Source organism: Stenotrophomonas sp. 1L-E-5-B-C3 (assembly GCF_057292075.1).
Map to the genome: position 1 here is coordinate 49,445 of NZ_JBXAWS010000016.1, position 13,911 is coordinate 63,355.

General features: G+C 67.6%; 11 protein-coding genes. 5 read left to right on the plus strand and 6 right to left on the minus strand.

The features are described from left to right. Positions 1 to 170 precede the first annotated feature (170 nt). On the plus strand, positions 171 to 1,805 hold the full coding sequence (locus AC0Z6F_RS17960; protein WP_012511926.1) for an NAD+ synthase: 1,635 nt from the start codon (positions 171 to 173) through the stop codon (positions 1,803 to 1,805). 91 nt (positions 1,806 to 1,896) lie between these two features. Here the strand turns inward: AC0Z6F_RS17960 and AC0Z6F_RS17965 are convergent, their stop codons facing one another. Both AC0Z6F_RS17965 and AC0Z6F_RS17970 read right to left on the minus strand, forming a co-directional pair. Beyond that, positions 1,897 to 3,099 carry a lipase family protein gene (locus tag AC0Z6F_RS17965; protein ID WP_485616985.1) on the minus strand — a complete coding sequence of 401 codons (1,203 nt, stop codon included), beginning with the start codon at positions 3,097 to 3,099 and terminating at the stop codon, positions 1,897 to 1,899. Between the two features lie 199 nt (positions 3,100 to 3,298). Beyond that, the gene (locus AC0Z6F_RS17970) at positions 3,299 to 4,186 is read right to left on the minus strand and encodes an outer membrane protein assembly factor BamD (protein WP_006386922.1); all 888 of its coding nucleotides are present in this window, start codon (positions 4,184 to 4,186) and stop codon (positions 3,299 to 3,301) included. Positions 4,187 to 4,299: 113 nt separating this feature from the next. On the opposite strand from AC0Z6F_RS17970, the gene rluD reads away from it, so the two are divergent. From rluD to AC0Z6F_RS17990, 4 genes are read left to right on the plus strand one after another with little or no spacing between them, the layout of a single operon-like run. After that, complete coding sequence (rluD, locus tag AC0Z6F_RS17975; protein WP_080103094.1) at positions 4,300 to 5,289, plus strand: 23S rRNA pseudouridine(1911/1915/1917) synthase RluD; 990 nt, start codon at positions 4,300 to 4,302, stop codon at positions 5,287 to 5,289. After that, the gene (pgeF, locus tag AC0Z6F_RS17980; RefSeq protein WP_012511922.1) at positions 5,289 to 6,059 is read left to right on the plus strand and encodes a peptidoglycan editing factor PgeF; all 771 of its coding nucleotides are present in this window, start codon (positions 5,289 to 5,291) and stop codon (positions 6,057 to 6,059) included. Before rluD ends, pgeF begins: the two co-directional genes overlap by 1 nt. Positions 6,060 to 6,061: 2 nt before the next feature. Next, a complete protein-coding gene (locus AC0Z6F_RS17985; protein WP_485616986.1) occupies positions 6,062 to 6,586 on the plus strand; it encodes a DUF4166 domain-containing protein in 525 nt (174 codons plus the stop codon). Further along, a complete protein-coding gene (locus tag AC0Z6F_RS17990; RefSeq protein ID WP_065723852.1) occupies positions 6,561 to 6,998 on the plus strand; it encodes a thiol-disulfide oxidoreductase DCC family protein in 438 nt (145 codons plus the stop codon). The genes AC0Z6F_RS17985 and AC0Z6F_RS17990 overlap by 26 nt, the downstream gene beginning before the upstream one ends. A 72-nt stretch (positions 6,999 to 7,070) precedes the next feature. On the opposite strand, the gene otsA is transcribed toward AC0Z6F_RS17990, so the two are convergent. The 4 genes from otsA to AC0Z6F_RS18010 all read right to left on the minus strand — a co-directional run bounded on the left by otsA (position 7,071) and on the right by AC0Z6F_RS18010 (position 13,734). Next, positions 7,071 to 8,435, minus strand: coding sequence for an alpha,alpha-trehalose-phosphate synthase (UDP-forming) (gene otsA / locus AC0Z6F_RS17995; protein WP_006386904.1), 1,365 nt, complete (start codon positions 8,433 to 8,435; stop codon positions 7,071 to 7,073). Next, on the minus strand, positions 8,432 to 10,213 hold the full coding sequence (locus AC0Z6F_RS18000; protein ID WP_006386902.1) for a glycoside hydrolase family 15 protein: 1,782 nt from the start codon (positions 10,211 to 10,213) through the stop codon (positions 8,432 to 8,434). The genes otsA and AC0Z6F_RS18000 overlap by 4 nt, the downstream gene beginning before the upstream one ends. Before the next feature lie 41 nt (positions 10,214 to 10,254). Then, positions 10,255 to 11,013 carry a trehalose-phosphatase gene (gene otsB / locus AC0Z6F_RS18005; RefSeq protein ID WP_006386900.1) on the minus strand — a complete coding sequence of 253 codons (759 nt, stop codon included), beginning with the start codon at positions 11,011 to 11,013 and terminating at the stop codon, positions 10,255 to 10,257. Between the two features lie 285 nt (positions 11,014 to 11,298). Then, on the minus strand, positions 11,299 to 13,734 hold the full coding sequence (locus AC0Z6F_RS18010) for a TonB-dependent receptor plug domain-containing protein (RefSeq protein ID WP_485616989.1): 2,436 nt from the start codon (positions 13,732 to 13,734) through the stop codon (positions 11,299 to 11,301). Between the last annotated feature and the right edge of the window lie 177 nt (positions 13,735 to 13,911).

Below are 13,911 nucleotides of genomic sequence, written 5' to 3' on the forward strand. Positions count from 1 at the left end.
TGCCTCTGGCAGACGATTCTGTAGAGCCGGCCGCTGGCCGGCTGCTTGAAACAGAAGGGCCGCCTCCGGGCGGCCTTTCTGCGTCTGGTGTCGCGCGAACATCCGCCGGGCCATGCCCGGCGAACGCGCAGCGCTACAATGAGCGCATTGCAACCACAGGCTGGATTCCCATGGCTTCGATCCGCATCGCGATGGCGCAGTTCGACTTCCCGGTCGGCGATGTCGCCGGCAACACCGAGCGCATCATCGAGATGATCGGCCAGGCGCGCGACGAGTACGGCGCCGAGCTGGTGATGTTCCCCGAGCTGGCGGTGAGCGGTTATCCGCCGGAGGACCTGCTGCTGCGCCCCGGTTTCCTGTACGAATGCGAGCAGGCGATGACCCGCATCGCGACTGCCTGCCGTGGCATCACCGCCGTGGTCGGCTGGCCGCAGGCGGCTGGTGCGGTGGTCTACAACGCCGCCAGCGTGCTGCGCGATGGCCTGGTCGAGCAGACCTACCGCAAGCGCGAGCTGCCCAACTACGCGGTGTTCGACGAGCGTCGCTACTTCGATGTCGACCCGGACGGCGGCAGCTGCGTGTTCGAGGTCAACGGCATTCCGGTGGGCCTGCTGATCTGCGAAGACCTGTGGTTCGCCGAGCCGCTGGCCGACACCGTGCGCGAAGGTGCGCAGCTGGTGGTGGTGCCGAATGCTTCGCCCTACGAGCGCGGCAAGCATGCCCAGCGCGACGCCGTGCTGGCTGCACGTACCCGCGAGAGCGGGGCGGCGATCGCCTACCTCAATGTGGTCGGTGGCCAGGATGCGCTGGTATTCGATGGTGCCTCGGTGGTGGCCGATGGCGACGGCACCGTGCACCCGGCCGCAGCGGCCTTCGTCGACCAGTGGCTGGTGGTGGAGTACGACGGTGAAACCCGCCGCTTCCTGCCGCACGTGTGGATGGACGATGGCGACGAGAGCATGGACGCGCTGGCGTGGCGCGCAGTGACCCGTGGCATCCAGGACTACTGCCGCAAGAACGGCTTCAAGAAGGTGTGGCTGGGCCTGTCCGGCGGCATCGACTCGGCGATCGTGCTGGCGATGGCCGTGGACGCGATGGGTGCCGAAAACGTCACCGCGGTGCGCCTGCCGTCGCGCTATACCGCTGGCCTGTCCAACGACCTGGCCGCCGAACAGTGCCAGGCGCTGGGCGTGAAGCTGGAAGCGGTGTCGATCGAGCCGGCATTCAAGGGCCTGATGGAATCGCTGGCTCCGATGTTCGAAGGCACCACCCCGGACGTGACCGAGGAAAACCTGCAGTCGCGCAGCCGTGGCGTGATCCTGATGGCGCTGGCCAACAAGTTCGGCGGCCTGCTGCTGACCACCGGCAACAAGAGCGAGTACGCGGTGGGTTACGCCACGATCTATGGCGACATGTGCGGTGGCTACGCGCCGCTGAAGGACCTGTACAAGACCGAGGTGTTCGGCCTGTCGAAGTGGCGCAACACCGTGGGCGGTGCGCCGGTGATCCCGCCGGCCGTGATCAGCCGCCCGCCGTCGGCCGAGCTGCGCGAGAACCAGCTGGACCAGGATTCGCTGCCGGCCTATGACGTGCTGGACGGCATCCTGTACCGCTACATCGACCAGGAGCAGTCGCGCACGGAGATCGTTGCGGCCGGTTACGACGCGGCCGTGGTCGACCGCGTGCTGCGCCTGGTGCGCATCAGTGAGTGGAAGCGGCACCAGGCCGCACCCGGGCCGAAGGTCTCGCGGCGTGCGTTCGGCCGTGAGCGCCGTTACCCGATCAGCAACGGCTACAAGGGCTGAGGCAGACCGCCGGGCATGGCCCGGCGCTATCTGGTAGTGCCGGCCGCTGGCCGGCAACCCCGTACACCGCGTATCCGCGCACGGCATGGATCTACCGGGCTTCGTCGAGCAGCTGTTCGAAGCCAGCGGTTTCGGTGGCTTCGTCGAACGGGCTGTCCCCCAACCGCGCACGCACGAACGCCAGCCCATCGGCTGCCGCCGCATCCAGCGTGCCGCGGTGGTCGACCGCATAGCGCCGGAATGCCACGGGCTCTCCACGCAGGGCCAGCCCCGCGGCATACAGCAGGGTGGTCAGGTACGGCACGTCGCGGTCCTCGCTGCCATGGCCCAGCATCAGCGGCTGGCTGAAACCGCGGCGCGGCACGCCCAGGTAGTCGTGCAGCAACGTCCAGATGCCCGCCACGTCGGTCAGCGGTGCGGTGAACATCGCGCCGGTATCGGCGCCTTCCAGCGTGGCGGCCAGTTCGCCCAGGCATTGCCTGCGCGCCAGCGCGACCCGTGTACGCCCCTCATCGCTGAGCACGCGGTCGATCCGCGGGGCGACCTGCAGCAGGCCATCCAGCAGATAGGCGTGATAGGCGTTGAGCGCGCCGGGATTGGCGGTGCGGTTGTCCGGTTTCATCACCAGCGCGGTCAGTTCGACGGCGGTGGGCGTGCCGGTGGTGAAGCTGCCGCGGTACCGCAGTGATGGTCCGCCGTAAGCATCTGCGATGTGGCCGGCAGCAAGCGCGGCGGCACCGCCCTGCGAATGGCCGACCGACACCCAGCGCGGCGACAGCGTGGTGCGGCCGAGGTACTGATGGCTGGCCTTGACCAGATCGATGGCGTTGCGTGCGGCGGTGCGTACGTGCAGATAGGCGTGGTCACCGGGGCTGCCGAGGCCCTGGTAGTCGGCGGCGACCACGGCATAGCCCTGTGCCAGGAACAGGTCGAGGAAACGCCCGTCGCGTTCAGGCTGGTAGGGGCCGGACACGGAGGGGGCGCAGCGATCGGCGATGCCCTGGGTGCCGTGTGCCCACGACACCACCGGCCAGCCACCGACCGGAGCCGCGCCGGCCGGCAGGTACAGCAGGCCGGTGCCTTCGGCCAACTGGCCACGGTGGTCTGGGGTGCGGTAGTGCAGCTTGTAGGCCTGGGCGGCCTTGGACGGCACCCAGCTGGCGCGGTAGGGCGCCGCAGAGAGCAGGTCGCCGGGTGCGGCCGGGCTGGCGCCCAGCGGGCCAGCGGCCAGCGCCAGCACGGCACAGGCGATCAGGGCGGGCAGCGGCCGCAAATGGCGGGACGGTCGGGACATGGGGCGCTCCTTGCCGGCCGGGATGGCCGTTGCGCCGCAGTGTGGAGGGCCTTGCCCGCGCCGATTGGGACCGGCGTCGCATCCACCGGGGATTCGGAGAATTCCTAGATGCCGATCCCGGTGCGGGGAGGCGGGCTGGGAGAGCAGTCGAGCATGGCTCGACTCTACAAAAGGAAAGGGCCCCTTGCGGGGCCCTTTCTTACTTCTTTTCCAGTCGCGCGTTGCGCTGGCCGGTGCTGGCGGACTTCTCGCCGGCGAACGGGTTCAGCTTGCGGATCATCCACGGGTACTTCGGCCACTTGCCTTCCAGCCACGGGTGGTCCGGCTGGTTCAGCTGCAGGACGCGGCGGGCGTCGTCGGCCAGGGTCTTGTTGCCCAGGTGGGTGTAGGAATCAGCCAGGACGGCGACGGCGTCGTACTGGAAGGCGCTCTGCGGGTAGGTTTCCAGCAGGTAGTTGGCGCGGCCCGCGGCCGAGACCCAGGCGCCGCGGCGCATGTAGTACAGGGCGTTGTCCAGCTCATGCTGGGCGAACACGTCACGCAGCTCCAGCATGCGCTGGCGCGCATCGGCGGCGTAGCGGCTGTTCGGGTAGCGGTCGACCACGATGTTGAAGTCCGAGTACGCCTGGTGCGGCGTGGACAGGTCGCGGCGGCTTGCATCCAGCGACCATACGCGGCGCAGGAAAACCGTACTGCGGTTGGAGTTGGCCAGGCCGCGCAGGTAGTACAGGTAGGCGATGTTGCGGTGGGTCGGATAGGTACGGATGAAGCGGTCGATGCTGGACACCGCGTCATCGTGCTTGCCGGCCTTGTACTGGGCATAGGCGGTTTCGATCATCGCCTGTTCGGTGTACGGGCCGTACGGATACTGGGCCACCAGGCGGCGGAAGCTGGACTCAGCACCGCTCCAGTTGCCACCCTGCATCAGCTTGTGGCTCTTCTCGTACAACTGTTCGACCGGCGTCCCTTCATCGGGGCGATCGCCCTTCTTGGCACCACGGTGGCAGCCGGTGGCAGCGATGACCAGCACCAGCAACAGGGCGGTGAGGCGGACGGGCGCAGAGAGCATGACGGAGCGTCGGATCATGAGGTCGAGGCGGGACGCGGCTGGAATACGAAGGGTCGATGATAGCCTAGTGTCCTGTCCAGCGACTGAAACCGGCCGCCGGGACCCCAAAATTTCAAAGAATGCCCCCTGCCATGTCTGAACAACCCTCTGAATCGGCCCGCCAGGCCATCGTCCCCGACACCTCTGCCGGCCGCCGTTTCGACGCGGTCGTGGCCGAATTGTTCCCCGAATACTCGCGTTCGCGCCTGACCGAGTGGATCAAGACCGGCGATGTCCTGCTGGACGGCGCCCAGGCCCGCCCGCGCGATCCGCTGCGCGGCGGCGAGGTGGTCACCCTCACCGTGGTGCTGGAAACCCAGACCGACGCCCAGCCGGAGGACATCCCGCTGGACGTGCTGTTCGAGGACGAGTACCTGCTGGTGATCAACAAGCCGGTCGGCCTGGTGGTGCACCCCGGCGCCGGAAACCACAGCGGTACCCTGGTCAACGCCCTGCTGTTCCGCGACCCGTCGGTGGCGGTGCTGCCGCGCGCCGGCATCGTGCATCGCCTGGACAAAGACACCAGCGGCGTGATGGTGGTGGCCAAGACCCTGGAGGCGCAGACCGCGCTGGTCGAGCAGCTGGCCGCACGCGACGTGCACCGCCAGTACCTGGCCATTGTGATGGGCGCACTGGTGGCCGGCGGCACTGCCGATGCGCCGATCGACCGCCACCCGCGCGACCGCCTGAAGATGGGCGTGCGCGAGGATGGCAAGGAAGCGGTGACCCATTACCGCCTGCGCGAGCGCTTCCGTGCACATACCGCACTGGAATGCCGTTTGGAAACCGGTCGTACCCACCAGATCCGCGTGCACATGGCGCACATCCGCCACCCGATCGTGGGCGATCCGCTGTATGGCGGCGCGCTGAAGCTGCCCAAGGGCGCCAGCGACGAGCTGGTAGCCGCGCTGCGCGGCTTCAAGCGCCAGGCGCTGCATGCCGAGACGCTGGAGTTCGTACACCCGATCACCGGTGAGACGGTGCGCAACACCGCGCCGGTGCCGGCCGACATGCTGCACCTGCTGAAGGTGCTGCGCGAAGACAGCGACGCCTTCGCCGCACGCGAGCGGGACCGCTGGTGATGGCTGCCGCGCTGCCGTTGCTGCAGGCGGACTGGCCGGCGCCTGCGGGCGTCCACGCGCTGACCACGCGGCGGCATGGTGCCGGCATCTCGCCGGCGCCCTTCGCGCAGTTCAACCTTGGCAACCGCCACGCGGCCGATGGCGACACCCCGGCCAACGTCGAGCACAACCGCCAGCTGCTGCAGCAGGGGCTGGCGCTGCCGTCGGCACCGCATTGGCTGCGCCAGGTGCATAGCAGCACCGTACTGCGCTTCAACGCGCCGCCAGTGGCCGGTGCCAGCGAACCGGTCGCCGACGCCGCGGTGACCTCGGTGCCGGGCGTGGTGCTGGCGATCCTGACCGCTGATTGCCTGCCGGTGGTATTCGCCGCCGTCGATGGCAGCGAGGTGGGCGCTGCGCACGCCGGCTGGCGTGGGTTGGCCGACGGCATGCTGGAGGCCACCGTGGCCGCCATGCACACCCCGCCGACGCAGCTGCGCGCGTGGCTGGGCCCGGCGGCCGGACCTGCCGACTACGAGATCGGCGAGGAGGTCTATCACGCCTTCGTCGGCCACGATCCGGCCGCCGAGGCTGCATTCGTGGCAACCCGTGCTGGGCACTGGAAGGTGGACCTGTTCGCCCTGGCCCGGCAGCGCCTGCAGGCGGCGGGGATGGACCCGGCGCAGATTCACGGCGGCACGGTGTCGACCATGGCCGATCCGGACCTGTATTCGCACCGGCGCGACCGTCGTACCGGACGCATGGCAACGCTGGCCTGGATCGCGCCCTGAGCGTGCCGCTGTTCGCGCGCGTGCTGGGGCCAGCCTTCGCCACCCTGGCCGCACCGGTGCAGGCACTGCATGCCGCGCCGCTGCCCTGCCGCTACGTGGGGCAGGCGCGAATCGTGAGGGGGCGGCACTGGCTGGTGCCGCTGCTGGCTGCGTTGGCGCGGCTGCCAAGGGATGGCGAGGCGTTGCCGACCGAGGTGGCGTTCAGCGCACACGGGCAGGGTGAACGCTGGGCACGACGCTTCGGCCGCTGGCCGATGGTATCGAGGCTGTGGGTGCACGAAGGGTATCTGCGCGAGCAGTTGGGTGCGGTGCGTTTTGAATTCGACCTGCAGGCCCGCGACGGTGGCATCGACTGGTCGGTGCGGCGGGTCTGGGCATTTGGCCTGCTGCCGCTGCCGACGCGCTGGTTTGGTGGCGTACGTTGCCGCGAGGCCTGGGATGACCAGCGCTACACTTTCCTGGTCGATGTGACCTTGCCCTGGGCAGGAGCCCTGATCCGCTATGAAGGCTGGCTCGAACCGCAGTGAAGCCGCCACCGAAGCGGGCGGCGCGGTGATCGTGTTCGATGGTGTCTGCGCACTGTGCAACCGCTGGGTGCGCTTCCTGCTGCGCTTTGATCGCAAGGAACGCTATCGCTTCGCGGCAATGCAGGGCGAGCGGGGCAGTGCGCTGCTGCGTTCGCACGGGTTGGACCCGCAGGACCCGATGTCGTTCCTGTTGCTGGACGAACAGGGCGCCTGGATCGATACAGATGCGATCCTGCGCGTGCTGGCAGGACTGGGCGGTGGCTGGCGCCTGACCGGTGCATTGCGCGTGCTGCCGCGCAGTTGGCGCGACGCGGCGTACCGTGCGCTGGCCCGCAACCGCTATCGCTGGTTCGGGCGGCATGACGCCTGCTATCTGCCGGCACCGGAGCAGGCCGCGCGGTTCCTGGATTGAAGAAAAAAGGGGACGGAGGGGATTAAGTCGTTTGCGCACAAACGACTTAATCCCCTCCGTCCCCTTTTTCCCTCAGCCTTCCAGCGCGTCCAGGTAGCTGCGGCGCCAATGATTGATGTCGTAGGTGCGCAGGTGCTCCATCATTGCGTGCCAGCGCTCCTTGCGCCGGTGCAGTGACATCGTTGCTGCGGTGGCGATGGCATCGGCGACGCCGTCCAGGTCATGCGGGTTCACCAGCAACGCCTGCTTGAGTTCGTCGGCGGCACCGGCCAGCAGCGACAGCACCAGTACGCCGGGATCTTCCGGATCCTGCGAGGCCACGTACTCCTTGGCCACCAGGTTCATGCCATCGCGCAGCGGCGTCACCAGGCCCACCGCCGCAGCGCGGTAGAAGCCGGTCAACGTGGCATGGGTGAAGTTCTGGTTGACGTAGCGCAGCGGGGTCCAGTCGGGTGCGGCGTGGCCGCCATTGATGTGCCCGGCGATCTGTTCCAGCTGGCTGCGCAGCTGGCGGTACTCGGTGACATCGCCGCGCGAGACCGGGGCGATCTGCAGGTAGGTCAGCGAGCCGTGCTGGTCCGGATGCCGTTCCAGGTAGCGCTCGAAGCCGAGGAAGCGCTCGGGCAGGCCCTTGGAATAGTCCAGGCGGTCCACGCCGATCGCCAGCTGGCGGTCGCGCAGGCTGCCGCGCAGGTTCTTCACCGCTGCCTTGGTGGCGGCGGTGCCAGCCTGGCGGGCGATCAGTTCGGTATCGATGCCGATCGGGAAGGCGGCCGCGCGGAAGCGGCGTCCCCCCGGTGCTTCCAGTTCGCCGTTCTCGAGTACCTTGCCGCCACCGAACAGGCGCAGGTAGGTCTGGAAACGGTCGGCGTCACGCTGGGTCTGGAAGCCGACCAGATCGTAGGCATACAGCGCCGAGAACAACCGCAGATGGTCCGGCATCGCCTGCAGCAGGTCGGCCGAGGGCATCGGGATGTGCAGGAAGAAACCGATGCGGCAGCCGATGCCCCGTTCGCGCAGCATCGCGCCCAGCGGAATCAGGTGGTAGTCGTGGATCCAGACGATGTCGTCCTCGCGCAGCAGCGGTGCGAGCTTGTCGGCGAACAGCGCGTTGACCTTGTGGTAGGTCTCGCGGGTGCCGCGATCGTAATCGACCAGGTCCAGGCGGAAATGCAGCAGCGGCCACAGCGTGCGGTTGGCGAAGCCGTTGTAGTAGCCATCGACCTCGCGCTTGCTCAGGTCCAGGGTGACGAACTCGATGTCGCCGTCCTTCTGCCGGTGCAGCGTGCCACTGCCATCACGCACGCTCTTGCCACTCCAGCCGAACCACATGCCGCCGCGTTCCTTCAACGCGGCCAGCAGGCCCACCGCCAGGCCGCCGGCGCGGTTCTCGCCCGGCACGGCCACGCGGTTTGAAACCACCACAAGACGACTCACGATGCCTCCTGCCACGACCGCGACAGGCGCATCGCGGCGGTGATCAGGCCGACGTGCGAATAGGTCTGCGGGAAATTGCCCCAGGCCTCGCCGCTGTCGAAGGCCAGGTCCTCCGACAGCAGGCCCAGATGATTGCGCTGCTTCAACAGCAGCTCGAACATCTCGCGCGCTTCTTCCATGCGGCCAATCGCGGCCAGCGCGTCGATGTACCAGAACGTGCAGATGGTGAAGCTGGTTTCCGGTTCACCGAAGTCATCCGGGGCGACATAGCGGTACAGCGAGTTGCCATGCTTGAGGTCACGGCCGATGGCCTCGACGGTGGCGACGAAGCGGGCGTCCATCGCGTCGATGAAGCCGATGTCGGCCAGCAACAGCAACGACGCATCCAGGCGGTGACCACCGAAAGTATCGGTGAAGTGGCCCCGTTCTTCGCTCCAGGCCTCAGCCATGATGCGGGCGTGGATGGTGTCGGCGCGCTCGCGCCAGTAGCGTGCGCGGTCATCGCGCTTCAGGCGCACGGCGATCTTGCACAGGCGGTCGCAGGCGGCCCAGCACATCGCGCTGGTGTAGGTATGTACTTCGGTGCGGCCGCGGAACTCCCACAGGCCGGCATCCGGTACGTCATGCAGGGCGAAGGCCTGCTCGCCGAGTGGTTCCAGCCGCGCGAAGGTGTGCGCGTCGCCGGGATCCTGCAGGCGACGATCGAAGAACAGCTGGGTGGAGGCCAGTACCACGCTGCCATAGACATCGTGCTGGCGCTGCACCCAGGCCAGGTTGCCGCGGCGCACCGGCCCCATGCCGCGGTAACCGGACAGGCTGGGCACTTCGTCCTCGTCCAGCTTGGCTTCGAAGCCGATGCCATACAGCGGCTGCAGGGTGCCGTCGTTGCTGGCCAGGTTGAAGATGTAGCCGAGGAACTGTTCCATCGTGCGCGTCGCGCCGAGGCGGTTCAGCGCACGCACCACGAACGCGGCATCGCGCAGCCAGCAGTAACGGTAGTCCCAGTTGCGCACGCTGCCGGGCGCTTCGGGAATGGAGGTGGTCATCGCCGCGATGATCGCGCCGCTGTCCTCGTACTGGCAGAGCTTGAGGGTGATCGCACTGCGGATCACCGCGTCCTGCCATTCCAGCGGAATGGACAGGTAGCGCACCCATTCGCGCCAGTAGTCGCGGGTGCGCTGGAAGGCGTCCTGCACGTAGCCGCTGATCGAGCGGTCGAGCGATTCGTCCACGCCCAGGATCAGGTGGACCGGATGGTTGAGCACGAAGGGCAGGCCGTCGCGCACCAGGCGCACCGGCACGTCGGTGGTCAGCCGCAGTACGTGTTCGGGCAGGATCCAGCGCACGTGGTTGCTGCCCCAGGTGGACTCGGGTACGCGTGCGCCCCAGTCGGCCAGCGGCCGCGCGCGTACGGTGATGCGCGGGCTGCCCGCCAGTGGACGCACCTGGCGGATCAGGCTCACCGGGCGGTAGAAGCGATCGTTCTGGCGCCAGCGCGGAGCGAAGTCGAGAATTTCCAGCGAGCCGCCGTGGCTGTCGTGCAGCACGGTGCGCAGGATCGCGGTGTTGGTCAGGTATTCCTGCTCGCTGCTGCTGAAATCCTCCAGCTCGATGGCGAAGTCGCCGCCGGTCTGCTGGTTGGGGCCGAGCAGGGCACAGAAGGTGGGGTCGCCGTCGAAGGTGGGCAGGCAGCTCCAGACAACGCGGGCATGTTTGTCGACCAGGGCGCCGAAGCTGCCGTTGCCGACCACGCCCAGATCAAGATCGGGTTGGGTCATCACGTGCTACATCTCGGTTGCGGCCGTGGGGGTTGGCCGGGTCAATAGGCATTCTCACGCAGCCAGGCGTGCACGCTGCGTATGTCGGGCAGTGCGAACACCGCCGCGCTGGGTTCGCGTTCACCCACCAGCACACTCCAGCCATGCTGGCCATTGGCGGCGTCAAAGCCGAACTCATCGGTGAGGTCGTCCCCCATGAACACGGGCAGGCGGCCACGGAACGGCAGGTACTGCATCATCCGTCGCACCGCGCGCCCCTTGTCGGAGCCGACCGGCACGAACTCGACCACATGGTCGCCGGGTTGCAGGCGATGGCTGCTGCGACCGCGCAGGTGGCGGTTGGCAAAGGCGCGCACATCGGCCGCTGCGTTCGGTGCGCCGCGCCAGTGCAGGGCCAGGCCGACGCCCTTGTCCTCCACCAGCACGCCGGGGTGCCCATGTGCGAAACGCATTGCCTGCTGGTGCAGCGCATGCAGCCAGTCGGCGGTGTCGTCATCATGCGTGTCGCGCAGCACGCGACCATCCTCGCCACGCAGTTCGTGGCCATGCAGGCCGGCGGCGGGAAGCTGCAGCGGAGCGAACAACTGGTCCAGTTGCTCGAGCGGGCGGCCACTGACCAGTGCCACGGCACCTTCCAGGCGGTCGCTGATGCGGCCGATGGCTTCGCGCACATCGGGCAGCAGCTGCACGGCATCCGGGCGTGCAGCGAATTCGATCAGGGTGCCATCAACATCGAGGAACAACGCGCAGGCATCGTCCAGCAATGGAGGTGGCGGACGCAGGGGGAGCGGTTCAGCCATGACGCCCAGCTTGCCAGCGCGGGCGTGTACGTGGGGTCGAGGGCAGGCTACGGATCTGGTAGTGCCGGCCGCTGGCCGGCAACGTCATGGTCCATGGATGCACCCTGCGGTTGCCGGCCAGCGGCCGGCACTACCGTGTCGTGCGGACCAACGGTCCGCACCCGCCCAGAGCGATCACCTCCGGTGGGTGCCGACCGTTGGTCGGCACGAAGGGCAGCCTGCATGGAACGCAGACAGTGCGGACCAACGGTCCGCACTCACCCAAGGCAATCACACCCAATGCGATCAGAACGTATAGCGGACGCGGCCGTAGTAATACGCGCCGTTGCTGCCGATCGGCGACAGCACGTCGTACGGCAGGTTGCCGAAGTAGTGGATATCGCTGTTGGATCGATCCGGGTAATTGTCGGTCAGGTTCTGGCCACCGATGGCCACGCTCCACTGCGGGGTGATGCGGTACTCCACTTCCGCATCCAGCTGCCATTCGGCCTGGTAGGTCTGGCGCGGGATGTAGCCGTCACCGAAGTTGAACACGCGGGTGGCGCTGCCATAGCGGTTCACGCGGGTGCTCAGCGACCAGTGGTCGTTGCTCCAGGCGGCCGAGAAGCTGCCACGGGTGCGCGGCGTGGCATCGGTGAGGGTATTGGTTTCTTCGATACCGAACAGCACGTAGTCCGGATTCAGTGCACGCAGTTGTGCCGGCGTGGCCAGCACGTTCTTCAGTGTGGTCTTGGTGTACGCGTAGGTGCCGGTCAGCAGCAGCTGGCCATCGCCCAGCGATTGCCGCCAGTTGCTCACCAGCTCGGCACCGCGGGTGCGGGTATCGGCGGCGTTGACGAAGAAACTGGCGCTCTGAAGGCCGGTGACCCCGTAGTTGGCCGCCACGTAGTCGGTCAGTGCAGCGCCGGTGATGCTTTCCGACAGCGCGATGCGGTCGTCGATGTCAATCTGGAAGAAGTCCAGCGACAGGTCGAAGTGCTCACCGATGCGGCTGGTGAAGCCCAGCGAGGTGTTGATCGACTTTTCCGGCTTCAGATTCTGCGCACCCAGGCCACGTGCGATCGGATTGTTGACCGACAACAGGCGGCCCTGCACAAGCTGGCCGCCGGCGTTGTAGCCGGTGGAGGTGGATTCGTAGCCGATCTGCGCCAGTGACGGCGCACGGAAGTTGTTGGAGATGGCGCCACGCAGCGCGAACGCCGGGGTGAATTCATAGCGCAGGCCGAGCTTGCCGGTCAGTTCACCGCCGAAATCGTCGTTGTGCTCGTAGCGCGCGGCCAGATCGGTGGAGAACTTCTCGCCGAACTGGCTGGACAGGCTGGCGTAGGCGCTGGCGACATCGCGCGACAGGCGGGCCGCATCCTGCGGGGTCAGGCCGCCACCGGCCTGCGAGCCGGTCGGGCGATCGGTGTAGGGGCCTGCGGCGTAGCTGGCCGGGTCACCCGGGCGGGTCTGGTAGCGCTCATGGCGCGCTTCCACGCCCAGGCCCAGGGTGTGGCTGATGCTGTCGCTCTGGGTGAACACGCGGCTCAGATCGAGGTTGCCCACAGTCTGTGCGTACTTGTAGTCAGCGGTCTTGAAGCGGGTCGGGCTGGTTGGGCCCAGCGACGCGTTGAGCGAATCACGCAGGCGGTAGGTGAAGTCGTTCTGGCCGTAATCCAGGCTGCCGTCGTAGCTCCACTCACCCCACTGGCCGCGCACGCCGGCCACGGCCTGCACGTCTCGGTTCTCGCCTTCGGAGATCGGCCGGTAACCGTTCGGATAGACCTGCTTCCAGTTGGCATCGCCATCGGGATAGCGGAAGTAGTTCGCGCCTTCGGTATCACGCTGGTTGAAGGTGCCGAACGCGTAAAACGTCGAGGTCTGGCCCACCGGAATTTCGGTGTTCAGCCACAGGTTGATGTCCTTGCTCTTGCCATCGCCCAGCACATAGTTGCGCTTGCCCTGCAGCGCCAGGTTGTCCGGCGTCTGGTCCCACGGCGGAATCTGGTCGAAGCCGGCGCGGTTGGTGCCGTTGCGGTGCTTGTACTCCAGGCCGACACGCAGGAAGCCGCCGTCCTCGCCCAGCGAGGTGCCGACCTTGGCGCTGATGTTGCCGGTCTGGCCGTCGGTGAGGGTGCGGCCGATCGGCTTGAGGTCGGTGTGGTGGGCACCGTAGCTGGCCTCGATCTCGCCGCCGTCACCGCCGTTGTCGAGGATCACGTTGATCACGCCGGCCACCGCATCGGAGCCGTACAGCGCACCGGCGCCGTCGCGCAGCACTTCGATGCGCTTGATCGCGCTGACCGGGATCGAATTGAAGTCGACCGGCGTGGTGCCCTTGCCGATCTTGCTGTCGGTGTTGACCAGCGCGGTGTGGTGGCGGCGCTTGCCATTGACCAGCACCAGCACCTGGTCCGGCGACAGGCCACGCAGCTGTGCGGCGCGCACGTGGTCGGCGCCGCCGGAGTTGGACTGGCGCGGGAAGTTGAACGACGGCAGCAGGGCCTGCAGCGCACTGCCCAGCTCACCGTTGACCACGCCCGCCTTGCGGATGTCCTCGGCGGTGAGCACATCCACCGGCGAGGTGGATTCGAGCACGGTGCGGTCGGCGGCACGGGTGCCGGTGACGATCACGGTGTCGAGGTTGGTAGCGTCCTGGGCCAGAGCCGGGACGGCGGTGGAGGAAAGCGCGAGGGCGATGGCGAGGCCGAGCGGCGACGCGGGCAGGCGGATGGACATGGGGGCTCCAGCAACAACGACGACGGGGAAGGGGTAGATAGTTTCACTTACATCCATCCGGATGAAGCGATATATTATCTTCGCGTGATGGCCGGTGCCGATGCAAGTCCCTGCCGTCCCGGCATGAGCTGATGCCCTGCTGGCATCAGCACGCCGGGCCAGTGGCGCTGTACGCTG

Excerpts from the sequence above, each read along its gene's own strand:
- rluD (WP_080103094.1), top strand. The coding sequence starts at position 4,300 with ATGTCTGAACAACCCTCTGAATCGGCCCGCCAGGCCATCGTCCCCGAC.
- pgeF (WP_012511922.1), top strand. The coding sequence starts at position 5,289 with ATGGCTGCCGCGCTGCCGTTGCTGCAGGCGGACTGGCCGGCGCCTGCG.
- AC0Z6F_RS17970 (WP_006386922.1), bottom strand. The coding sequence starts at position 4,186 with ATGATCCGACGCTCCGTCATGCTCTCTGCGCCCGTCCGCCTCACCGCC.
- AC0Z6F_RS18000 (WP_006386902.1), bottom strand. The coding sequence starts at position 10,213 with ATGACCCAACCCGATCTTGATCTGGGCGTGGTCGGCAACGGCAGCTTC.
- AC0Z6F_RS18010 (WP_485616989.1), bottom strand. The coding sequence starts at position 13,734 with ATGTCCATCCGCCTGCCCGCGTCGCCGCTCGGCCTCGCCATCGCCCTC.
- AC0Z6F_RS17965 (WP_485616985.1), bottom strand. The coding sequence starts at position 3,099 with ATGTCCCGACCGTCCCGCCATTTGCGGCCGCTGCCCGCCCTGATCGCC.
- AC0Z6F_RS17990 (WP_065723852.1), top strand. The coding sequence starts at position 6,561 with ATGAAGGCTGGCTCGAACCGCAGTGAAGCCGCCACCGAAGCGGGCGGC.
- AC0Z6F_RS17960 (WP_012511926.1), top strand. The coding sequence starts at position 171 with ATGGCTTCGATCCGCATCGCGATGGCGCAGTTCGACTTCCCGGTCGGC.
- otsB (WP_006386900.1), bottom strand. The coding sequence starts at position 11,013 with ATGGCTGAACCGCTCCCCCTGCGTCCGCCACCTCCATTGCTGGACGAT.